Origin of the sequence: Streptomyces sp. OfavH-34-F (genome assembly GCF_022347745.1) — a bacterium.
Taxonomy (GTDB): domain Bacteria; phylum Actinomycetota; class Actinomycetes; order Streptomycetales; family Streptomycetaceae; genus Streptomyces.
The window spans coordinates 44,473-65,755 of the sequence record NZ_JAKRGC010000002.1 but is presented as its reverse complement, the minus strand read 5'-3'; the positions used below and the strand labels follow the sequence as shown (position 1 = coordinate 65,755).

Sequence of the window (21,283 nt, the reverse complement as noted above, 5' to 3'; positions counted from 1 at the left end):
GGTTGGCCCGGCCTCCGATGCCGGCACAGCCCCTGACCCGCTCCGGAGCGGCCAGCCTCTCCAGGACATCACCAACCCCGTTCCAAGCCATACCTGTTGAAGGGGCCTCGTTTTGACCACACCCGGAACGCCTACCAGTCCGGCGCGCACCAAGGGCGGCGAACTGCGGGCCAAGGTGGCCCGACTGCTGGCCGACCGGCCGGCGGACACGCTCACCATCGGCGACATGGCCAGGCAGCTTGGCCACTCCCACGGCGCCGTCCGCAACGCCGCCCTCACCCTGGTCACACGCGGCGAAGCCGACCAAGGCGCCGGCACCGGGCAGCCGAAGTTCCGTGCGAACGCGAAGACCGCCGCAGCCGCGCAGACCGCTGTGATCAGCCCACCGGGCACCCACTCTCCCCGCGCCCAGGCCGCCACCGCCCGCACGACCATGCCCGCAGCCACCAAGCCCCGGCAGACGGGGCCGCTCCGCCGGGCGGGGGGCCAGGTCTACCACCCCCGGGAGCTGGCCGATCTGCCCGACGTCGAAGCGCTGAACCGTCTGCGGAACGCTGACGTGCCGGTACTGCTCTACGGCCCCCCGGGCACCGGCAAGACGAGTCTGGTCGAGGCGGCGTTCCCGGACCTGCTCACCGTCGCCGGTGACGGCGACACCACGGTCGGCGACTTGATCGGCGAGTACACACAGGCCGACAGCGGAGGCTACGTCTTCCAGTACGGTCCGCTGGTCACGGCGATGACCGAGGGCCGCGCCCTGCTGATCGACGATGCCACCCTGATCTCACCGATGGTCCTGGCGGCGCTGTATCCGGCGATGGACGGGCGCAGGCAGATCCAGGTCAAGGCCCACAAGGGCGAGACCATCAGGGCCGAGCCCGGCTTCTACGTGGTGGCGGGCCACAATCCGGGCGTCCACGGGGCGGTGCTGACGGAGGCGCTGTCGTCCCGGTTCAGCGTGCAGATCCAGATCGGCACGGACTATGACCTCGCTCTGGCCTTGAAGATCGATGCCCGGGTGGTCCGGGTCGCCCGGCACCTCGCCCACCAGGTCGAACTCGGCGAGCTGGGCTGGGCCCCCCAGCTGCGGGAGCTGCTGAGCTATCAGAAGACCGAGGCCGTCCTCGGCACCAGGGCCGCGCTCGCGAACCTGGTCGGCATCGCTCCTCCGGAGGATCGCGATGCCGTCGCCGACGCCGTCACCAAGACCGTCGGCGTGAAGAAGATCGCGCCCCTCACCCTCGGCAAGCAGCTTCCCACCTCAACCGCCTCAGTTGCCCGGCAGCCCTCGGGCAGCGCCGGCTCCGCGCACCGGGGCCGCTCGCGATGAGCGTTCACCAGCACGTGCAGGCCGCCACCACGCCGGACGACGACGCCGACCTCGCGCGATGGGACGACGACGGCGCCCCGCCCGCACACCCCCGCACCTCCCCGGCCGCGTGGCTGCGCGTCGGAGCCGAACTCGGCGACCGGCTGGTCGCCCTCTCCGGCCGCCAGGACCTCCTCGTCACCTGCCGCCCCGGCACGCGCAGCGGCGCACCGGCCGCCTATTTCCCCACTCTGGGCGAGGTCGAGTTCGACGCCGGCCTGTTCGCCCCGCTGAAGCCCCACGAGATCCATCCGCGGATCGTGGGCGACGAGGAGCGGTATCCCGCCGCCTGGGGTGTGTTCGTCCACGAGGCCGCGCACGCGGCACACTCCGTCTGGGTGGCGCCTGCCGGAGCGGACCCCCGTGTCGTGGAGGCCGCGCTCCTGCTGGAGGAGAGCCGGGTCGAGGGCGCCCACCTGGTCACGCGGCCCACGGACCGCCCGTACTTGCGCACCAGTGCCCGGACCCTGGTGATGCCTGACATCGCCAACCCGACCTTCCAGGGCGTCGAGCAGGCCGCCGCCGTGGCGGCCCTGATCCTCGGCCGCCGTGACGTCGGCATCCTGGACGCCGGCGAGACCCGCGCCGTCGCCGATCTGTGCGAATCGGTGCTGGGCCTCGATCTGCTGACCACCCTCACCCGCATCTGGACCGCGGCTCACCGGTGCGCCGACCACGACGCCACGGCCATGCTCACGCGCGGGCAAGAGTGGTGCGATGCTCTGGACGCCGCGGCCCCCGCCCGACCCGTGCCCGCGAACCTCACCGATCTGCTGTCCGGCGCCGTCAAGGTCGTCATGGACAGCACGGCGGCCACCGACGCCGCCGACCTCGCGGCACAGTCTGCGGCGGACAGCGCCATGGAGGCGAAGTCCAAGGCGCAGGCTGAGGACCGCGCCCAGCGGGCCGGCCGGCGACGCGCAGCCGCCGCCACCGCCAAGAGCGTCTTCAACACCCGCGGCACCACCGTCAACCCCGACGGCACGCCGGCGCCCTACGGTTCGCCGGTCACCGGCACTCGCAGGCCGACCGCCGCAGAGCAGAGTGCCGCCGCGCGCCTGAGCCGCGCCCTGCGCGCCGCCGCCTACCGCGAGCGTGTCGAGGAACGGACCACCAGCCCCACCCCGCCCGGCCGCCTCAACATGGGTCGCGCCCTCGCCCGCGACGCCCAGCGCGCCGCCGGATCGCTACCCACCGCCGAGCCGTTCACCCACACCCGCCGACGCACCTCCCCCACCCCTCCGCTGCGCGTGGGGATCGCCGTCGACGTCTCCGGCTCCATGCGTGCCGCCTGCGCACCCGTCGCGTCCGCTGCCTGGATCGTGGCACGCGCAGCAACCCTGACCGACCCCGACTCCCGTACCGCCACCATCGCCTACGACCATCACCTCACCGCACTCACCCGTCCCACCCACCGAGCACCGGAGCACGTGACAACCTTCGATGCCAACGGCGCCAGCCACAACCTCGGCGACGCCATCGACGCACTCGACCACGGCCTCGAACTCAGCCGCCCCGGCACCGGCCGCCTCCTCGTCATCGTCACCGACGCCCAGTACCGCAGCGACGAAACGGCTCACGCCGTCACCCGTGTCAAGCAGCTCACCACCGCCGGCTGCGCCGTACTCCAGCTCACCCTCACCCCGAAGTCCCGCCACCTGCCGGGAACCACCCTGCTGCACCTCCCCCATCCCTTCAGCGCTCCCGCCGCCATCGCCGCAGCAGCCACAGACGCCATCCGCAGGACACGCTGACAGAGCGCAGAAGAACGTCAGGTCCCATCCGCTGCCGAGCGCGTTCAGCGACTCGTACCGCTCAAGGGCCTTGCCCACCCCACGCGCGGAGATGTCCCGCGGGGAGCGGCCCATCCGGTCCAGCTCCGAGATCCGCTTCCGGGCGAGGACGACGACCAGTTGCTTCAGCACAGTTACCCCGGGCAGCACCACCTTCTTGTCCACCAGACGGTTGGTGCCGTCACGCGCACAGCGAATCGCGAGTTTCCGGTCCAGCTGTCGAGTATCGAGTTCGTGCACGGCTATCAGCGATCTCCGGCCGTACCAAATCCCGAATCCTGCGGATTCTCCTACCTGACAGCCCGGACCGCGGGCTCTCGTTCGCCGTTCCCCGACGAGGTAGATGCCGTGATCGCTCACCTGAAGCACGCCAGCAGTACCGCTGACGTGCTCGCCGACCTGTACGGGACGGATGAGCGGAGCCGTCGCATCCGTCCGAGGTTGATCGGAGGCGACGGGCACGGTGCCCCGGTCGACCTCCTCGCCGAGGTCGGTCCTCTTGCCCTGGGGCAGGCGCTCGACGCTCCGGTCGCACTTCTCGCGGGCCGTGCGCCTCAGCGGCCAACGTGGCTCTGCTCGGTTCGGTCGGACCCTTGTCGGCCTGATCTTTCTGACGAGCAGTGGGCCGCGGTCGCCCGTCGGCTGGTCGCGGCGACCGGTATCGCTCCGTACGGCGACCCTGACGCCTGCCGGTGGATCGCCCTTCGTCTTCAACCCCGGCAGGTGCATGTTGTGGCGACCGTCGCCCGCGAGGACGGCGGGCTGCACCACGGCTACCGCGATGTCTTCCGGCTCCAGTCCGAGTGCCACCGGATCGCGGCCGAGCTGGGGCATCTTTCCACCGCCTCCCCCAGTACCACCCCCCGTTCCCAGGAGGCCCTCGTGCCCGCTCCGATCACCATCTCCTCCGAGCCCAGCGGCAGCGTCGTAGTGAAGGGGGCCAACGACGATGTCGCCGCCATGTTGCTCAAGCACGCCGGCTTCCAGCAGATCGACGACTGGCACGGCCGGCGGCACCGTCTCCCCACCACCACGCCGGCCGCCCAACGGATAGCCGTCTCCAGCCATGCGGCCGAGATGCTCCGCGCCGCCCGCTACGACGTCGAACTCGCACCGATCCTTGATGCGGCTCAGGCGAGCACCCCAGTGCGCCCCCTTGAGCACTACGCCGCCGGGGCTGCGCTTCTCCAGATCACCGATGCCATCAGGGCCGCCGAAGACGGAACGGGTCTCCGGGACGTGGCCGAGCAGCTCCTGCACCCCGAGCACGGAGCGCTCGAACGGGTCCGGGAAGCACTGGAAGCTGTCGGCCAGCACATCACGGACCTCGATGACGAGGCGTACGAGCTGGCCGACCGGTTCGGTGTCGCCGCCGACTTCGTCAGCACGGCGCAGGCAGAACTTCGCGGCTCGGAAACCGAAGTGGAGGGCGTCGGGGCGCAGACCGGCTCATCGGTCTGGACGGAGGAGCGCTCCTTGGTCCAGAGGGCAGCGCTGGCCGTTTCGCCTGCGGTGGTCAAGACGGAAGTCGCCTCGACTGCAACGGTCGAGGTGGCAGAGGCTCGTGTGAATGTCCGTCCGTCGCGTGCTTCCGGTCCGCGGCGGTGACCGGGGTGATCTCTTCCTTCGTGTCGTCTCCCGGTCTGGGGCGTACGTACCTGATGCGGGCGGCGGATGCTCTGGCCAGTTCGACGGCGACCTACGCCATCCCGCTACTGGTGCTGGTCACCACCGGCTCCACCGCCCTGACCGGGCTCGCCTTCCTTCTGGAATGGGCGCCGAGGCTGGCCGCCTTCACCTTCGCCGGGGCCCTCGTGGACCGGTGGAGTGCCGACTCCGTCTTCCGTGCGTCGAACTCGGTACGAGCTTGTCTCGTCCTCCTGACCGGGGCGGCGCTGCTGGTCCTCCCGACCGCGGGCACGGTGACGACCGGGGTGGTGCTGGCCTTCAGCGCGGTCTCCGGACTGCTGGCCGAGGTCTCGTTCGTCGCGGTGGAGACCCTCGGTGTCGCTATCGGCCGCGGTCTGGGGGCTGAGGCGCACCGTGTGCAGGCGACGCAGACCGGCATTGATCAAGGAGCTGTGCTCGTCGGCCCGCTTCTCGGCGGGTTGCTCCTGCTGGCCGGCCCTTCGGTGATGATGGCCGTGGTCGCGCTCCTGTCCCTGGTCGCGACCGTTACCGCGTCCGGTGTCACGCAACCGGCTCGCCACGCGACGGAGCCGAGCAGTCTGGCTGCCGGGTGGAAGGTTCTTCGTCGTACGCCAGCGCTGGTCTGGCTGGTCGTGGGCCTGGCGGCATCGAATCTGGCCACCGGCGTCCTGCAGGCCGCCGCCCCGATCACGGTCCTTCACCAGTTCCACTCGTCCACCGCGTTGGTGGGTTCGGTGTGGAGCGCTGCAGCGGTGGCGTCCCTGCTCGCGGTCTGGGTGAGCCGGCGTGCGATTGACCGGTTCGGGACGTGGGCGGTGGGTGCCGTGGCCGCCGCGCTGGCCACCAGTGCGTGCCTGGTCACCGCGCTAGCGCCGAACTTCGTCACGTACACCGTTGCGGTGGCGGTGGTCATGGCCGGTGAGGGCGCGCTGACGGTGGTGCTGCGCACGTTGCGGTCCCGACTGATCCCTGCGGCGGCGTTCGGTTCCACGCTGGCGGTGACGATCCTCCTGGTACTGGTGCCGCTTCCGCTGGCCGGCGCCTTGGTCGCCCTCGTTCCGCCCGCCGGGCTTCCTCACCTGCTGCTGGCCTGTGCCGTGCTCCAGGGTCTGGTCCTCGGCGCCTGTTTCACGGGGCTGCGGCGGCAACGGGTCGCCTGCGAGCCGCACCGGCAGCGGGACGCGCATCTGCGCCCCGAGCGTGCCCAGCCGGTCGGCACGCCGTGACGGCCCACTGAGCGACCCGTTCCCCTCTTCCTCCTCTCCCTGTCTGCCTGTTGTCCGTTCGTTGTCCCTTCCTGGAGGTTCTCCATGTACCGCTCCACCGTTCCGCTGCTCATCGTCGTCGGAGGTTCCGACCCGGTGTATCGCGGCTACTGCGTCGAGCAGGCCGCTGCCGCTTACCCGGTCGCGTTGATCGACACCAAGGCCCCGTCCCTGCGGCCGGGACTGGTGCTCGACTACGAGGTCGCCGACACCCACGACCCGCAGTCCGTGGTCGCCGCCGGCCTCGCCCTGGCCGCGCGCCATCCCATCGCAGGCGTGGTCACGTGGGATGAGTACGCGCTCGTGCCCACCGCGGAACTCGCCGACCGGCTCGGCGTACCCGGCAACACCCCGGAGGCCATGAACGCATGCCGGGACAAGGCGACCAGTCGTCGTCTGTTCGCCGAGCACCAGGTGCCCTCGGCCGCCTCCACCCGGGTCGACACCCTGGTCGAAGCCACGGCTGCCGCGCTGCGGACCGGGTTCCCGGTCGTCCTGAAGCCCGCCTCGCACGCGGCCAGCATCGGCGTCGTGCGCGTCGACACCGTCGAACAGCTGCCCGCTGCGTGGGAGTTCGCTGCCACTGGTGCGGACGAGCAGGGTCCGGAGGGCAGCGGGGTGCTGGTCGAGGAGTACCTGAGCGGGCCCGAGATATCGGTGGAGTGCGTCACGCGGCACGGTGTCACCACCGCGCTGGCCGTCACCCGCAAGGAGGTCGCCTTCGAACCGTACTTCGAGGAGGTCGGCCACACCCTCGATGCCGGTGACCCGTTGCTGCCGGAGGTCGCGCCCGTAGCCGTGCGGGCGGTCCAGGCCCTCGGGATCACGGAGGGTATCCAGCACGTCGAGATGCGCCTGACTCCGACCGGTCCCCGGATCATCGAGGTCAATTCCCGTATCGGCGGTGACCTGATCGGGAAGCTGGTGGGTCTCGCCACCGGTCTCGACCTGCCTCGCATCGCCGCCGATGTCGCGTGCGGCAAGGTGCCCGATCTGACCCGCACGAAGCACGCGACCGCCGCGATCAAGATCGTCTATCCGCCCGCGAGCGGCACCCTCACGGCACGGCACCTGCCTATCGCGCCCGGTCCTGTGCGTCCGTGGCTTCATCAGGTGACGTGGCTGCGTGACTGCGGGGAGCGCGTTGTCCTTCCGCCGGCGGGCGACCTCGACACCAGCCGGATCGGATGGTTCGTCGTCACCGCCGACACCCCCAGCGCAGCCCGCCAGCGGCTCGCCGCCCTCACCGACGCCCTGACCCTGACGGTCGGGTCCAGTCCCGGGGACCACCGTGCCTGAGTACTACTCCAGCATCGGCGAGGCCGTCGCCGCCGCGATGCAGCACAACATCCGCCTCACCTACGGCCTCCGCGCGCCGGCGGGCGAAGCACCTCTCCAGGTCCGACACCTGCCTCCCCCGCCGACGGCCCCGTACTCCGTGCCCGGGATGCTCTCCCGTCTCACCGCGACCGCGGAGCCCGCCGAGATGGCGGCGATTATCGAAGAAGTCAACGGATCGCTGATCGGGGCACTGCCACAGCTGACCGAGCTGGTCGCCGCTGCCGCCGACTGGACCCGGGCCCGTCTCACGCTCGATGATCCCGACCGCAGCCCGGTATTCGATACGTGGACACGGCTGGCGGCGGCACACGCCATGCTCGAAGACGTAAGGGAGCAGCTGGAGTTCGCCGAAGACGGCATCGCGGCAAGTCCGGCCGAGCGCACCGACCCGAAGCACCACCGGATGGTCAACGAACTGCGGAGCAGGGAACTCCTCGCGGATGTCATGGGGCCCGGCCCGCAGCAAGCGGACCCGGTCCTCGAAGGTGCTTCCCGGGAAACCTTGCGCCAACAGGCAGCGCGCACCACCTCACCTCACGCCGGCCCGATCCCTGCGGCTACGCCCCCGAGTTCCACCTCACCGCATGCGGTCCCTGCGCCACTTCGCGCGTCCCGCAGCCGATAGCCCGCACCAATCAAACGGAGTTCCGTGATGACCAGCAGAAGAGCGTCCCGCGCCCTTGCCGCCCCTTTCGCCCGCGCACCTCCTGGACCCTCCATGCCCCTACCGCGTACCAGCGCGCCCTCGACCACCACCGGGTCGGACGCGCTCCTCTATACCCTGTTCGCAGCCCTCGGCACCGCCATAGCCTTCGGCTCCCTGGCCTGGCTGACCGGTAACCTCACCAACTCCCTTGTGGGCGAGGGACCGTGGGCCCACTACGACGCCACTGCGGCTCTGCTGCACCCCGAGGCGCTGTGGCCCGATCTGGACACCGCCACCCTGCTCGTCAGTGTCCGCATCATTCCCGGCCTGCTGGCCCTGTCCCTGGTCACTACCGGCGTCGTCCTCTGGATGCGCAAACGTGCCGGTTCGACGACCGGGCTCGCGCGCAAGGCCGACCTCGCTCCGCTGCTGGGCAATGAGATCACCGCGAAGGCCCGTGACCTGCGCCCGTCCCTGAACGAGCGGGAGAGTAAAAGAGGTCGCGGCTGCTGATCGCGGCATCCTGCTCGGCACCTTGGAGCCGGGCCGGGCCGAGGTCCGGGCGTCCTGGGAGGACGTGCTCGTCGCGATCATGGCGCCGCGCAGCGGGAAGACGTCCGGACTCGCCATTCCGGCGATCCTTTCGGCCCCCGGCCCGGTTCTGCTCACCAGCAACAAGGCCGCGAACGACGCCTTCACCGCGACCGTCGACGCCCGCGCCGAAGTCGGCACGGTTTGGACCCTCGACCCGCAGCAGATCGCCCACCACCCGCGTCGGATGTGGTGGGACATCCTCGCCGACGCCCGCGACCTGGCCGGGGCTAAGCGCCTGGCCGGGCACTTCGTGGCCGCGAGCGTGGACGAGTCCAACGGGTCCGACTTCTGGTCCACCGCCGCCGCCAACACGCTCGGCGCCCTCTTCCTCGCCGCCGCCAGCCACCGACGCCCGGTCACCGACGTGCTGGCCTGGCTCGCCTCACCCAACGACCGCACCCCGGTGGACCTGCTCACCGACGCCGGCCACGACGCCGTCGCCGCCCAGCTCCAGGGCACCGTCTCCGGCGCCACCGAAACCCGCGACGGCATCTACGAGACGGCGAGGCAGTACGCGAGCTGTCTCCTCGACCCGGACGTCGCCGCCTGGGTCACGCCCACCGCAGACCTTCCCCAGTTCAAGCCATACGCCTTCGCCACCTCCCGCGACACTCTGTACCTGCTGAGCAAGGACGGCGGGGGCAGCGCGTCCGCGATCATCGCTGCCGCCGCAGACGCGGTGATGCGCGCGGCCGTCGTCGTCGCCGAGCGCTCCGGTGGCCGGCTCGACCCGCCCGCGCTGTGCGTGCTCGACGAAGCCGCCAACGTGTGCAAGATCAGCGACCTGCCCGATCTGTACAGCCACTTGGGCAGCCGAGGCGTCATCCCGATCACGATCCTGCAGTCCTACCGGCAGGGTCAGCGGTGCTGGGGCGAGGCTGGGATGGACGCCCTCTGGTCCGCCGCCACCATCAAGATCGTCGGGTCCGGCATCGATGACGCGGATTTTGCCGACCGTCTCAGCCGCCAGGTCGGTGACCACGACGTCCAGACCGTCTCGGTGTCCACGAGCGAGGGCGGCAAGTCCACCTCGGTGAGCATGCGCACGGAGCGAATTCTGCCTCCGGACGCGATCCGTGCCCTGCCCAAGGGCAAGGTGCTGCTGCTGGCCACCGGACTGCGCATCGCCACGCTCAGCATCCGGCCCTGGTACAAGGAGCCTTCCGCCAAGGTCATTGGCCCGGCCTCCGCGCGGGCGACGAAGGCCATCACCGAACGCGCCCTGGCCAAGGCCGAGGCCGGCGACGACTTCGGGCTGACGGCATGAGCGCCCCGGCACTCAAGGTGCTTTCGCTCGGCGCCGGCGTGCAGTCGACCTGCCTGCTGCTGCTGGCGGCCGAGGGCCACCTCCCGAAGCTGGACGCGGCGATCTTCGCGGACACGGGCTGGGAGCCGCGTGGCGTCTACGACCACCTCGACCGGATCGAGTCCGAGGTCGCGAAGCCCGCCGGAATTCCGATCCTGCGGGTGTCGTCCGGAAACATCCGCTCCGACGCGCTCGACCCCGCCAAGCATTTCGCTTCCATGCCCCTGCACATCCTCAATGCCGATGGCGGTGAAGGTATGTCGCGGCGACAGTGCACGGGGCAGTACAAGGTCCGCCCGATCAAGGAGAAGGTCCGCGAGCTGCTCGGCTACCCGCACCCGCAGCGTATCCCCGCCGGAATGCACGTCGAGCAGTGGATCGGCATCTCTGTGGATGAGTTCCACCGGGCCAAGGACGCCGACGTTGCCTACATGAAGAACCGCCACCCGCTGATCGAACTCGGCTTCTCACGGTCGGACTGCCTGCGGCTGCTGCGCTCCAGGGGCTTCGGCCAGACCCCCAAATCCGCCTGTCTGGGGTGTCCCTACCACGGCAACTCGCAGTGGCGGGCCCTTCGCGACGAGTCCCCCGAGGAGTGGAAGGACGTTGTGGCCTTCGATGCGGCGATCCGCTCGGGCAACGCCCGCGCAACCGCCGAGGGCAAGCCCCTGCTCGGACAGGCATACCTGCACCGAAGCCGCCGCCCCCTTGACCAGGCGCCAATCGACCGGGTCACCGCCCACGAGTGGTCCGGGCGGCAGACCGACATCTTCGACGCGGTCGCCGACGCCGAGCTGGAGAACGGCGAGCCGGACGGCTGCTCCCCCTGGTCCTGCCGATCCGTCACCCCCGTTCAGACCGATCACGGCCTCGCTTCCTAACACCTCATCACTGCCTGGGAGTTGCATGTGTACTCGCACCGCCGCCCTTCCCCTTCGGCTCGTTCCGGAAGGCTGATGCGATCACCGGCTGTGCAGATCGGCGGCCAGTGGTGGCTCGCCGGCACGGCCGGGGCCGTACGGGCCGACGACCCGGACTTCGTCAGCGCCCTGGACGCATTGGCCACGGCCGCAGCCGCCGCCGACCTGACGGTCGCTGATCTCCGCACCCGCACCGCCATACCTCCGGCGCTGAGCAGTCGGCGATGACACCGCTGCAGAGGGCCGAGCAGGCGGTCCTCGGCGCGGTGCTCCTGGACCCGGGCCAGCTCGCCCACCTCGGCTGGCTCGCCCCGGAGCACTTCGACCGGCCTGTTCATCGTGCCCTGTTCACCGCGCTGCGCAAGCTGCACACGGGCGGTCACCGCGCGCTGACCACACAGGGTCCTGTTCCGCTGTCGTGGGTCACCGACGCGGTCACCGAGGCCAGCCGCCACGTCCGGGGCCTGACCGCACCGTACGCCCACATCCTGGCATCGGCCTGTCCGCGCCCCGAGAACGCACCCGTGTACGGGCGGATGGTGCTGGAGGGCGCCATCCACCGCACGGTCGCCCAGCACGCGGTGCGCCTGCACCAGGCGGCCCGTGCCGATGCGCTCCAAGGCCAGGTCGAAGGTGCCCTGCACCGGGCGGACATCCTGGCCGGGGTGCTCGGCGACCTGGCGCAGCGATGGGGCACCGAGCCCCGGCCGGTCCCGGCCGTCTCCCCACCGTCCCCGGCCCGCAAGTCCCCCGTCCGCTCGGAGGCCGCCGAGGACGAGAGGTTCCTGCTGGCCGTCCTGGCGGACCGGCCGAAGGCCATGGATGAAGTGATGAGCTGGCTGCGGCCGGACGACTTCACGGGCCCGGCCCACGGGCAGCTCTACCGCTGCCTCGGTGCCCTGCACCACCGCGGTGAACCCGTCGACCGCCTCACCCTGCTCTGGGAGGCCCAGCGGCGCGGGCTCCTGGCCGACGGCACGCTCACGACGGAAGATCTCGCCGCGATCTGCGACGACGTCGGTGCCGGCGACGCCGCCTGGCTCGGCGAGCGAGTCCTGCGTTCCTCCGTCACCCGTACCGCAGCGGCATCCGCCGAGGAGGTACGGGTTCTCGCCGAGAACGAGGCTCTGTCGCCGGGCCGGCTCATCAACCACGCCCTGCATGCCCTCGGCCCGCTCGACGAGGTACGTGCTCGCTGGCAGAGCGCCACCGGCCGCTCGCCGGCCGTGGCATCCGGCAGTACGCCGGCCCCGGCCGGGCCTCCGGCGGAGCGGACGCACGCCGCTCTCGCCCGCAGCACGCCGAAGCCTCTCCCACGTGCCGGAACACCGCCCGGCCCGGTTGCCGCCCCTGCCGCGACGCGACCGTCCGCACGCGGCCACCACTGACACACGCCTCGCATCTCCCGTCTGGACCGATGATGAACAACACCCCCAGCTCCGACATCCGCTCCATGCGTGCCATCGCGGTGGCCCTCGACGCGCAGCGCGGTAACCTTCCCGACCTCGCGGACCCCCTTCGCTCACCGGCCCTGGGCGACGTCGCCCGGCAGATCACCGCTGTGGGCCAGCTGATCGCCGACATGGGTCACGAGACCCTCTTCGCCGATGCCCGGGACCAGGAAGCTCACGCCCCGAGGGTGATCGCCGGCTACTCCGCAGCCGTGAGGCCCACCAGCGAGGCCGCCTCCGCCCTCGGGCGGGTTGCCGAGCAGCTCGCCTTTCTCGACCGGACTGAACACCTGCGCGATCAGCCCGACGCCGACGACGCACGGGAGGCTGCGGTAGGCGTGATCGACGAGGCACTCGGCACCGCTCAGACAACTCTCCGCGCTGCCGCCGACTCACTTCGCGCAGCGGCGATGACCGTCTCTCCGCCGTCCGTCCGGCTTCGGGCCGCTCTCAGCCGGTCCACGGCCGTACCCTCCGTCACAGCCCCGGACCCCGCCCCACCCCGGATGCCGGCAGGTCCCGCGAGCCCGGCCCGGCGGGGGCGGTGACATGCCCGCCGACGCCGAAGGCCCGCTGATCGGCTCGCTCTGCTCCGGCTACGGCGGTCTCGACCTCGGGGTCCAGTCCGCCCTCGGCGGCACCCTGGCCTGGCACGCGGAGATCGATCCGGGCGCCTCACGCATCCTGGCCCGTCACTGGCCGACCGTCCCCAACTTCGGCGACATCGCTGTCGTCGACTGGTCGACCGTTCCCCGTGTGTGCGTCCTGACGGCGGGCTTCCCCTGTCAAAGACGTCTCGGTCGCCGGCCGCCGCGCCGGACTCAACCCCTCCACCCGTTCCGGGCTGTGGCTGCACGTCGCCAGTGCTCTCGCGGCCCTCCGACCCTGCCTTGTGGTGATCGAGAATGTCCGCGGACTCCTCACTTCCCCCGCCAGTTCCCCTGGCGACGTGGAACCCTGCCCGTGGTGTCTGGGAGACACCCCAGGCCAGCCTCCTTTGCGGGCACTCGGTGCCGTACTCGGCTCCCTGGCCGACCTCGGGTACGACGCGCAGTGGCTCGTGCTTCGTGCCTCCGACGTCGGGGCCCCACACCGGCGCGAGCGAACCTTCCTCACCGCCTGGGCCGCCGACCACCCTGCTCAAGACCCCGGCCAGCAGCCTGGGCGGGAACGGCGGGTCGCAGCACCCCACGAATCCGAAGTACGGGGGCCACGATCCGAACCTGGCCGACAAGATCGAGTGGCTCCTGCCGACCCCGAAGGCGTCGGACGGGACCAAGGGCTCACCCAACCAGCGCCACGGCAACGGGGACATGACCCTGCCCAGTGCGGCGGCCTCCCTCTCCCCCGGCACCCCGCGCCCGCGCACCCCGAAGAGCCGACGCCCTCTTCCGCCCGAGACGACACCACCGCTCTGGACGGACCCAACGACCCCACCCCCGGCAGCCGGCCCTACGGACGGTGGGGACCGTACGAAGCCGCCATCACCCGATGGGAGACGCTCACCCGCCCCGCCCCGGCACCCACTGATCCGGCAGGCCGGCTCCGGCCCGACTTCGTGGAGTGGATGCAGGGGCTGCCGGCCGGATGGGTCACCGCCACCCCCGGTCTCGGACGCCCCGCGCAGCTCACCGCCCTCGGCAACGGAGTCGTCCCCCAGCAGGCCCACGAAGCCCTGCGGCTGCTGGCCCCACCCTTCCCCCGCTGTCCGCGCTGCGCGGCGACGTAGTGCTCCTCTACCCGGCCCTTCCGGCCGGGCCAAATCGCCGTTCGTCCCAATCCTTTTGCACATGTCGCCGTCTCACAGATGGAGCAGGAACGTATGCCCGACACCAGCACGCCCACCCCCGAACCGTTCCGCGTTGCCGACGCCGATCTCGACGACCTCGCGAGCACCCTCGCCAGGACCGTGTCCGAGGTCAGGCAGCACGGCGTCATCCTCGACCGCCTCGGTTCCGAACCCCCGCCCTCTGCCATCCCCGGCCAGGCCGCTCCTGCCCGGAGCGAGGAGCCGACCTCGCTGTTCGTCGTCGCCCTGGCGGGCGAGGCGTACGAGACCGAGCTTGCGGCCCTCAGCGACTGGGTGAACTACCTTCTCCTCCCGGTCTACGGGCGGGAGATCAGCACGACCCGGCCATGGTGCGCGCAGTGGCACGAGCACCCCGAAGCCGTCGCGCGGCTGCACGCGCTGTGGCTCGCATGGCAGCAGCTCACCGACATCGAAGCCGGCCTGTCCGGGCCCTCGACCTGGCACCGCGACCACCTCGACCAGACCCTGGCCCACCTGCGGGCTCCCGACGGCCCCTTCGCCGCCTGCACGACGAGCCCGTCCCGGCCCAGCCACCGCGTGCTCACCACCCCCGCCCCCGAACCGCCCGAGGAGGCAGCGTGATCATCGCCCCCGACCTCCGCACCCGTGCCAGGGGGACCTCGTGAGCCACGCCAGCTTCGCTTTCGCCGCACACCCGGACGCCATCACAGACCTTCGTGACCTCCCGGACCACATAAGGGACTTGGCTGTACTTGAGCTCCAGAACCTCGTCCATGGCAGCCACGACTGCCTGCCGCTGAAGGGTCGTCTCGCCGGCTACCACAAGGTGTACGTCGACCCCGCCGTCTCGTACAGGATGGTCATCCAGTTCCGCCCGGCCCCGCCTACCTCGGCCCACAGGCGCGAGGTTTACCTCGTCGCCGCCGGCAGCCGCAGGGACTACGCCGTCTACCGCACCGCGCAATTGCGCACGGGCGCCATCCAGGAGCACCCGCCGAAGACCGCCGCCGAAGCGCGCGTGCGTGCGGCCCGCTCCCGCTCCCTCCACGCCACCGCTCAGCGCCTGCCCGCTTCGGTATCTCCCACGCCCGAGGGCCGGCCTGCCGCCGCACCCCTTCGAAAGGTTCCCCAGCGATGAGCACCACCGAGAACTCCCTGACCCGCTACGAGCTGGCCGAACGTCTCACTGCAGCGGCCCACAGCGTCTCCAGCATCCTGACCACCGAATTCCCGACCGCCGCGAACCGGTCCTACCTGCACCCCGTGCTGGGCCAGCTGGCCGCCGGCCCTCGTGTCATCGGTGAACTGAACGACCGGTTCGAAGAACTCGTGACCGCCGAGCCCAGCCTGGTCACCCCGGCCGGCCTGTTCACCCTGGCCTCCTACGCCTCCGCCCTGGGCTGGCTCACCGAGTCCGTCACCGAGCTAACCGTTGCGGTCGATCGGATCTGCACCCGTGTGGGCATCCCCACCACGCCCCGCACCCCGGATACCGACGGAACCGCCGGTACCGGCCCGGACGAAGAGAACGACACCTTCGACTTCACGTTCAGCGCGCTGGAACTGGCGGCGATCCGGACCGCGGCCGAAGCTGCCGGCCTCACCCCGGTCGACTATGTCGAAGTCCTCTCCCAGGCGCTGCTCGCCGGCTCCCGGATCACCGACGCCTGCATGGAAATCTCCAGCGGCCTGCGCGACGACGCCGCCTACGTCTTGGACGAAGCGAACGACCACGTCCGGACCGACGACGGACCGGGCAGCCTGCCCACCCTGGTCCGCTCGCTCCTCACCCGGATGGAGCCGGCGAAGTGAACCCCTACGATGCTGTCGAGCGGCCCGGCGCACACCTGGTCGCCGAGGGGCTCTCCGTCGACAATCCCTGGGACCTGACCGAGAACTATGGTCCTGGTGACCCCCGCGACATCGTCGGCCAGCTGATCGCCGAGTCGGCTCGCAACGTCGATGCCCTGCACACGGAGCTTGAGCGGGCTGCCCAAACCGCCGCCGATCTCCTCGCACCGATCCTTCATGGCGAGATCGCCCACGAGCAGCGGTACGGCGTTCTGTCGGGTGTGGCCCCACGCATCGACGTGCTCGCAGCCCATCGGGCCGTTGCCTACGACCAGCTCAAAAAGGCCATTGCCGCCTTCCGCCAGCTCAACCCCGGCCGCGGGCCAAACAACCCCACGAAGGCGGCAGCGTGCGACCCGGAGCGAAGCCAACAGCCTGTGCGCGAAACAGACCCGGGGCTGGCCACGTCGCGCGTTTCTGCCGCCCTCAGTCGCAGCTCCTCCGTCCCGGAGCCGCGCCCCGACGCAGAGACTCCCGCCCCCCGTACGGCTCCCGCTCCCTCACGCCCTCGCCGCACCCCCTCGGCCTAGAGGCAAGCCCCCTTCTCACCGGAGTGCACCATGTTCACCACCACACCCCTCGCCCTGGCCCAAGCGCAGCGGATCGAGGACGCGCTGTCGCTCCTCGCGCCGAAGTGGACCGTCTGGCTGGCTCAGACCCTGGCCCAGCACGAGCACCCACTCCGTGTGGGCGACATAGCCGAACGGTTGCCCTTCATCGCCTTGTCGACCATCAGCACACGACTGCGCGAGATGCACACCACCGATCTGGTCACCCGTGCCGGCTCCCGCCATGGCGCCCCCTACAAGCTCAGCGCTCTGGGCGAGTCGCTGCCACCGGTCTACCACGCCCTCTCCAGTTGGTCCCGGGAACACCTCCCGCTCGACGAGACCGCGGGCGCCGAACGCATCGAGGACGCGGTCCGGCGTCTGCACCTGCGCCATACCACCACCGTGATCCAGACCCTCAGCACGCATGGACCCATGCGGTTCCTCGACATCGCCGAAGCCACCGACCTGGAGAACAACAACACCCTGCAGCGCCTTAAGCGACTCCAGAAGGACGGACTGGTGACCCGCACCGGGCCACGCTGGGGCGACCCGTACGTCCTCACCGACGCCGGGCAGGCGCTCAGCCCCGTCTACGCAGCCGTAAAGCACTGGGCCGCTCCCTCCACACCGATGACGCCCCCTTCACCCGCGCCCTCGGCTCAGGCCCGAGTCGGCCTTCCGCTGGAGGCGAGCAGTGTACGAACCGCTGCAGCATTGCGGCGAAGCCCCGCCGCTCCGACCTCCCTGTTCAGTCACGCGCCCCAGCCTCAGCCGCAGGTCCCGGCAGCCGTCGCCGCCCAGTCCTCCTCCGCCCGAAGCCGGTGATCCCGATGCCGAGAACCAAGCTCCTCTCGCCATCAGCGCGGCGCCCCCGTACGACCGAGCCGGCCTCCGCTCCGCCCGCGCGGGCACCACCACCCTCCTTCTATGCCTCCCGGAGTACCGGCTATGAGCACCCTGCAGCCCCACGAACCTGACCCCTACGAGGAGGTGCTGGTCAGCCCCCGGTACCTGGCCGGTCTGGGGGTGTCGGGGGAAGCGAGTTTCGCGCCCGTTGCCCACTGGCCGCGCCACGACCTGGGCGACAGCCCCTGCCAACTGCTCGTCACCAGTCCCGACCACCGCATTCGTATCGGCTGGTTCGGCGACGACTGGGACATCTGGAGGTTCACCGCCTCCCCCGAGAGCATCGGCGCACCGCGGTGGGCGGCATCCTTCAACCACCTCACCGCACCCGAGATCGTGGCGGGTCTCACCGCCGCCCTGGCCCGCGACTACGCCGAATCCGACACCCACGAGGACGATGCGCGCTTCCTGGAGCGGCCGTCGATGTACTGGCGCAGCGCACTCCAGCCCCTGCTCGACGCCGGCTGGCGCCAGGGGGGCGCGGAACCGGGCGTAGTCAAGATCATCGCACCCGACGGACAGGCCGGTGCCCGACTCGACCGGCGGTACATCAGCGGGAACGAAAAGACTGTGACCTTGTGGTCCGGTCCGCCCGGATGGGGCACGCGCGCCGAGGCGGTCTTCACTGCCGGCACCCCGTCCCACCTGATCGCCGCAACAGCCGCCGCCATGACGATCACCGCGCCCGTCGTACGTGAACGGCACATGCTGAACGACGACCTGAAGCATCTGGTCACCATCACACCCGTCACTCCGCGCACGCCCCGGCCACACGCTGCTCCGACTCCGCTCGACGTACGGCGCACCGCCGTCACCGAGGCCGTCAAGCGCGCCGCACGCACCCCACGCTCCGCCGCTGACCTACGGGCAACAGCAGCCCGAAGCCGCACGGCAGGTACACCGCGGACCCGTCCGCATACCCCCGTCCCAACCGCAGCCGCACCACCGGCAAGTCCACCAACGGCCCGGCACCCCCGCTGATCCCGCTGCCGAGAACATGCGATCGGCCCTGGTCATCACCGACAACTCGACCGCGGTACACCAGGGCCGTCTGCATGCTCTGACCCGTGACAACTACACACCAGGCTTCTTCGACCTGGAGCGCATCGCCAATTCTGCGACCAGCGTGCACGTCAGCCAGGCTGAATCCCGGATCGCCCTGCAGGCCATCGGCTGCGTCATCAAGGACCGTAAAGCCGCCGCGCCGGCAGCCCTGCGGCCCCCCGCCGCTGTCGCCCGCTCCGGGCAGACCGCGCCCCTTCGGGCCCGGCGCCCGCGACAGAACACCGCCCACCACGCGGCTCCCCCATGACGTGCTCAGGCGGGAGGCTCCGCCTGGTCGGCACCCGAAAGGCGAGCGCCCACGACGCGGGCCAGCTCCTCCACCGTCATCTCGACGCCTCCGCCATCCGCTATGCGGTGCTCCACCACGGCCTCCCGCTCCGTCCATCGGCCGGGCTGCGCGTCCACCCCCCACTGCCCGTCCGCGACCATCACGGTGTCGCCCACGGTCCAGGGCCGGCCCGCGGCGAGGATCTTGCGCTCCAACCCTGCACCGTCCCACCCTCTGCTCAACTTCGTCATTCCGGTCCGCCTCTCGTTCCAGTGCGGCCCGTCACCGCAACCCAGGTACGACACCGGCCGCCGCCGATCCATTCCTTCGGCCGACGCACGCTTGCGGGTCGTCGCGAGTTCGCCCACGGCAGACGCCACCATGCGGGAAACGACTACGACCGCCGGGACACCCCATGTCAACGTACGGGGGTCGGAAAAACCGCAGGTCGCCGAAGGGGTCTTCCAACCTTGAACACGTCTGCCGCCCTCCTTCGCCGCCGTCGGCCCCACCGTGCATAGCCGCCTGAACCCGACCGGTCCTCGAACCAGCGGCTCTCCCCCGACCAACAAGACAGGAGGTCACTCTCCATGCCCATGCTCCTGGCCACCCGCCCCGGATACCGACGCAGGTGCGCCCACGCCCGCCGAGGCTGCACCTGCTACTACATGCCCGGAAACTACGGCCGCCGTGCCAAGACCCTTCGACGCCGGGCCGCGCGGCGCGCCGAAGAACGCCAATGGCTCGCCGACATCGCGGACGCCTCCAGCGAATAGGGCATCCGAACCCATCGGCGTCCTCCGCTCGCGTACGACCCTTGGAGGTCCTCTTGCCCCGCCACCTGACCGTCGGTGATCTGCTGCGTCAGCTGCAGCAGCTTGATCCCCACCTGCCGGTGAGGATTGCCCTCGCCCCCGACTTCCCGTTCACCCACTACGTGGGCGCCGAGATCGTCGTCCACGACGGTTACGCCTTCATCAGCGAGGACGGCCAGGAGGACTACCTCCCACTAGCCGTCGCGGACGCGATCGGCTGGTCCTGACCAAACACATCTGCACCACCCCGGAGGTCCGCATCCCCTCTTCACGCTCCCTCCCCTTGCACGGACTCGCCATACGTCCCATGCCGATCGGTGTACGCGGGGCGGTGGTCCAGCGGGTGAGCGCACGGGCCGACGGCCCGCTCGACGTCACCTGGCTCGCACCCGATTCCGCGCCCCTCCCGCTCGGCCGTATCCGGCTCCACTGGGAACCCGCCTCCCTCGCCGGCTGGGACGTCACCGCCCACCTCAGCCTCGCCACAACCGAGGTGCACCTGGCGTCCTGGCCGGCCGCTCCCGACGACTGGCCCAGACTGGTCCGCCCGACCCTCTACGAGGTGACGGGCCTCTCCGCCGCCCTCGCTCTTGCGACCGCCGCCCTCGACCTCTCGAACAGCCACGCCCCTACCTGAACCGCCTACGCCATCCGCGGCTGCCCGTACCACGCTCGACGAGCGTGGTACGGGCAGCCTTCGTGTGTCCGACGTCCCAGGACCTACGGGGCTGACCTCGTCAGGCCGCGTCCCAGTCGTGGGCACGGCCCCCTCGCCACTCGACCCAGGTGGGATCATCGATCAGCGTCTCTGCCTCCAGACCGGCGCGGCGCAGAAGTTCGATCAGATCTCGATCATCGTGGGCCAGTCCGAGGATCTCCCCGTTTGCGGTCACCCTCCGACCGCCGGTGGGCGAAGGGCGGTGGACGACTATCGGCGCAGGCTTCATGCCTCCATCGTCCGACAGCACGGTCGTCACAGCATGCCCAGTTCGGTGTCCGGACGGCAGAGCTGGCAGGCGAGCGAGCCGTCCTCGCCGATGAGGCGCCGTGCTTCCTCCGCCTGCACCGGTTTGACCCTGGAGCCGGTCATCCGGCACGAGCCGTGGTGCACGGCGACGAGCCGGTGGCCCTGGCCGATGCTCATCTCGACCACCCAGTCCGGAGGCGGAGGAAGCGGCCGACGAGACGCGATCTCCGTCAAACGCCGTTCCTCCTGAAAGATCCACTCTCGGGTACGTGCGAGATCTCGGACTTGCACCCGCTCCAGGAAGCGGAGCAGCTCGATCCTCGACACCCCATCTTCGCTCACCCGTTCGATTATATGAGGATGGCGTTTCTGCGGTTGCCCAGGAACCCCTCAGTCCAGGTAGGTGCCGGCGAAGGTCCCGTCGAATCCGAGTGCGGCAAGGGCCTGGTCGATGCTGGGGTAGACGGTGCCGTCGGGGAAGAAGATCAGTGCGTCGAAGTCGGCACGGGTGATCTCGGGCTCCAGCCACTGGTTGCCGCAGCGGCAGATGACCCAGACGTTGCGGCCGTGGTTGATGAGCAGCCAGTCGCGTCGGGCGCAGCATGCCGAGCACATCACCGGGATTCCGCGAAGGGCGAGGTCCTGGGGGTGAGTGAGGTGGCGCGTCGCGCTGGGTCCGGTGGGCAGGATCGGTGCGTCCGTGAGCTGGAGGAGCGGGTCGGTGCCAGCGGCGGGGTTGGTTCTTCTGTCCACG

The 21,283-nt window shown here is 70.6% G+C and carries 24 protein-coding genes and 3 pseudogenes; 23 read left to right on the top strand and 4 right to left on the bottom strand.

Translation table 11 applies throughout. The features are described 5' to 3' along the window. Positions 1–175: 175 nt before the first annotated feature. The 20 genes and pseudogenes from MHW47_RS01010 (at position 176) to MHW47_RS00915 (ending at position 18,726) form a co-directional block, all read left to right on the top strand. A complete protein-coding gene (locus MHW47_RS01010; protein WP_239220685.1) occupies positions 176–1,330 on the top strand; it encodes an AAA family ATPase in 1,155 nt (384 codons plus the stop codon). Beyond that, positions 1,327–3,123 carry a VWA domain-containing protein gene (locus tag MHW47_RS01005; RefSeq protein WP_239220643.1) on the top strand — a complete coding sequence of 599 codons (1,797 nt, stop codon included), beginning with the start codon at positions 1,327–1,329 and terminating at the stop codon, positions 3,121–3,123. The genes MHW47_RS01010 and MHW47_RS01005 overlap by 4 nt, the downstream gene beginning before the upstream one ends. Before the next feature lie 387 nt (positions 3,124–3,510). Then, entirely contained in the window at positions 3,511–4,770 is a 1,260-nt protein-coding gene (locus tag MHW47_RS01000) for a hypothetical protein (protein WP_239220642.1), read from the top strand. After that, positions 4,767–6,038 carry an MFS transporter gene (locus MHW47_RS00995; protein WP_239220641.1) on the top strand — a complete coding sequence of 424 codons (1,272 nt, stop codon included), beginning with the start codon at positions 4,767–4,769 and terminating at the stop codon, positions 6,036–6,038. The genes MHW47_RS01000 and MHW47_RS00995 overlap by 4 nt, the downstream gene beginning before the upstream one ends. Before the next feature lie 84 nt (positions 6,039–6,122). Beyond that, complete coding sequence (locus MHW47_RS00990; protein WP_239220640.1) at positions 6,123–7,376, top strand: acetyl-CoA carboxylase biotin carboxylase subunit family protein; 1,254 nt, start codon at positions 6,123–6,125, stop codon at positions 7,374–7,376. After that, the gene (locus MHW47_RS00985) at positions 7,369–8,043 is read left to right on the top strand and encodes a hypothetical protein (protein ID WP_239220639.1); all 675 of its coding nucleotides are present in this window, start codon (positions 7,369–7,371) and stop codon (positions 8,041–8,043) included. The genes MHW47_RS00990 and MHW47_RS00985 overlap by 8 nt, the downstream gene beginning before the upstream one ends. 93 nt (positions 8,044–8,136) lie before the next feature. Continuing rightward, positions 8,137–9,925 (top strand): annotated as a pseudogene (locus MHW47_RS00980) (type IV secretory system conjugative DNA transfer family protein). Next, positions 9,922–10,845: a hypothetical protein gene (locus MHW47_RS00975; RefSeq protein WP_239220638.1), complete on the top strand. Its 924-nt coding sequence runs from the start codon at positions 9,922–9,924 to the stop codon at positions 10,843–10,845. The pseudogene MHW47_RS00980 and the gene MHW47_RS00975 overlap by 4 nt, the downstream one beginning before the upstream one ends. A 75-nt stretch (positions 10,846–10,920) precedes the next feature. After that, entirely contained in the window at positions 10,921–11,112 is a 192-nt protein-coding gene (locus tag MHW47_RS00970) for a hypothetical protein (RefSeq protein WP_239220637.1), read from the top strand. Beyond that, positions 11,109–12,272 (top strand): DnaB-like helicase N-terminal domain-containing protein, encoded by a 1,164-nt coding sequence (locus MHW47_RS00965; RefSeq protein ID WP_239220636.1) that lies wholly within the window; start codon positions 11,109–11,111, stop codon positions 12,270–12,272. The genes MHW47_RS00970 and MHW47_RS00965 overlap by 4 nt, the downstream gene beginning before the upstream one ends. A gap of 612 nt (positions 12,273–12,884) precedes the next feature. Then, positions 12,885–13,064: pseudogene (locus MHW47_RS00960) on the top strand (DNA methyltransferase); the annotation flags it as partial. 115 nt (positions 13,065–13,179) lie between these two features. Further along, positions 13,180–13,431 (top strand): annotated as a pseudogene (locus MHW47_RS00955) (DNA cytosine methyltransferase); the annotation flags it as partial. Positions 13,432–13,902: 471 nt separating this feature from the next. After that, positions 13,903–14,064 (top strand): hypothetical protein, encoded by a 162-nt coding sequence (locus MHW47_RS00950; RefSeq protein WP_239220635.1) that lies wholly within the window; start codon positions 13,903–13,905, stop codon positions 14,062–14,064. A 93-nt stretch (positions 14,065–14,157) separates the two neighbouring features. Beyond that, on the top strand, positions 14,158–14,727 hold the full coding sequence (locus tag MHW47_RS00945) for a DUF4913 domain-containing protein (protein ID WP_239220634.1): 570 nt from the start codon (positions 14,158–14,160) through the stop codon (positions 14,725–14,727). Positions 14,728–14,848: 121 nt separating this feature from the next. Further along, positions 14,849–15,244 carry a hypothetical protein gene (locus tag MHW47_RS00940; RefSeq protein ID WP_275448703.1) on the top strand — a complete coding sequence of 132 codons (396 nt, stop codon included), beginning with the start codon at positions 14,849–14,851 and terminating at the stop codon, positions 15,242–15,244. Next, positions 15,241–15,918, top strand: coding sequence for a hypothetical protein (locus tag MHW47_RS00935; RefSeq protein ID WP_239220632.1), 678 nt, complete (start codon positions 15,241–15,243; stop codon positions 15,916–15,918). The genes MHW47_RS00940 and MHW47_RS00935 overlap by 4 nt, the downstream gene beginning before the upstream one ends. Beyond that, complete coding sequence (locus tag MHW47_RS00930) at positions 15,915–16,487, top strand: hypothetical protein (protein ID WP_239220631.1); 573 nt, start codon at positions 15,915–15,917, stop codon at positions 16,485–16,487. Before MHW47_RS00935 ends, MHW47_RS00930 begins: the two co-directional genes overlap by 4 nt. A gap of 30 nt (positions 16,488–16,517) precedes the next feature. Beyond that, entirely contained in the window at positions 16,518–17,333 is an 816-nt protein-coding gene (locus tag MHW47_RS00925) for a helix-turn-helix domain-containing protein (protein WP_239220630.1), read from the top strand. A gap of 165 nt (positions 17,334–17,498) precedes the next feature. Further along, positions 17,499–18,395 (top strand): DUF317 domain-containing protein, encoded by an 897-nt coding sequence (locus tag MHW47_RS00920; protein ID WP_308381188.1) that lies wholly within the window; start codon positions 17,499–17,501, stop codon positions 18,393–18,395. Between the two features lie 16 nt (positions 18,396–18,411). Beyond that, a complete protein-coding gene (locus MHW47_RS00915; RefSeq protein WP_239220628.1) occupies positions 18,412–18,726 on the top strand; it encodes a hypothetical protein in 315 nt (104 codons plus the stop codon). A 5-nt stretch (positions 18,727–18,731) separates the two neighbouring features. Here MHW47_RS00915 and MHW47_RS00910 read toward each other — a convergent pair whose 3' ends face one another. Further along, positions 18,732–18,962 carry a hypothetical protein gene (locus tag MHW47_RS00910; RefSeq protein ID WP_308381186.1) on the bottom strand — a complete coding sequence of 77 codons (231 nt, stop codon included), beginning with the start codon at positions 18,960–18,962 and terminating at the stop codon, positions 18,732–18,734. A 375-nt stretch (positions 18,963–19,337) separates the two neighbouring features. On the opposite strand from MHW47_RS00910, the gene MHW47_RS00905 reads away from it, so the two are divergent. From MHW47_RS00905 to MHW47_RS00895, 3 genes are all read left to right on the top strand, one after another. Then, on the top strand, positions 19,338–19,523 hold the full coding sequence (locus MHW47_RS00905; RefSeq protein ID WP_239220626.1) for a hypothetical protein: 186 nt from the start codon (positions 19,338–19,340) through the stop codon (positions 19,521–19,523). Between the two features lie 53 nt (positions 19,524–19,576). Next, on the top strand, positions 19,577–19,789 hold the full coding sequence (locus tag MHW47_RS00900; protein ID WP_239220625.1) for a hypothetical protein: 213 nt from the start codon (positions 19,577–19,579) through the stop codon (positions 19,787–19,789). Positions 19,790–19,869: 80 nt separating this feature from the next. After that, complete coding sequence (locus MHW47_RS00895; protein ID WP_239220624.1) at positions 19,870–20,199, top strand: esterase; 330 nt, start codon at positions 19,870–19,872, stop codon at positions 20,197–20,199. 100 nt (positions 20,200–20,299) lie between these two features. On the opposite strand, the gene MHW47_RS00890 is transcribed toward MHW47_RS00895, so the two are convergent. The 3 genes from MHW47_RS00890 to MHW47_RS00880 form a co-directional block, all read right to left on the bottom strand. Next, the gene (locus MHW47_RS00890) at positions 20,300–20,509 is read right to left on the bottom strand and encodes a hypothetical protein (protein WP_239220623.1); all 210 of its coding nucleotides are present in this window, start codon (positions 20,507–20,509) and stop codon (positions 20,300–20,302) included. A gap of 26 nt (positions 20,510–20,535) precedes the next feature. Next, positions 20,536–20,706 (bottom strand): DUF6233 domain-containing protein, encoded by a 171-nt coding sequence (locus MHW47_RS00885; protein WP_239220622.1) that lies wholly within the window; start codon positions 20,704–20,706, stop codon positions 20,536–20,538. A 213-nt stretch (positions 20,707–20,919) separates the two neighbouring features. Next, on the bottom strand, positions 20,920–21,282 hold the full coding sequence (locus MHW47_RS00880; protein WP_239220621.1) for a hypothetical protein: 363 nt from the start codon (positions 21,280–21,282) through the stop codon (positions 20,920–20,922). Between the last annotated feature and the right edge of the window lies 1 nt (position 21,283).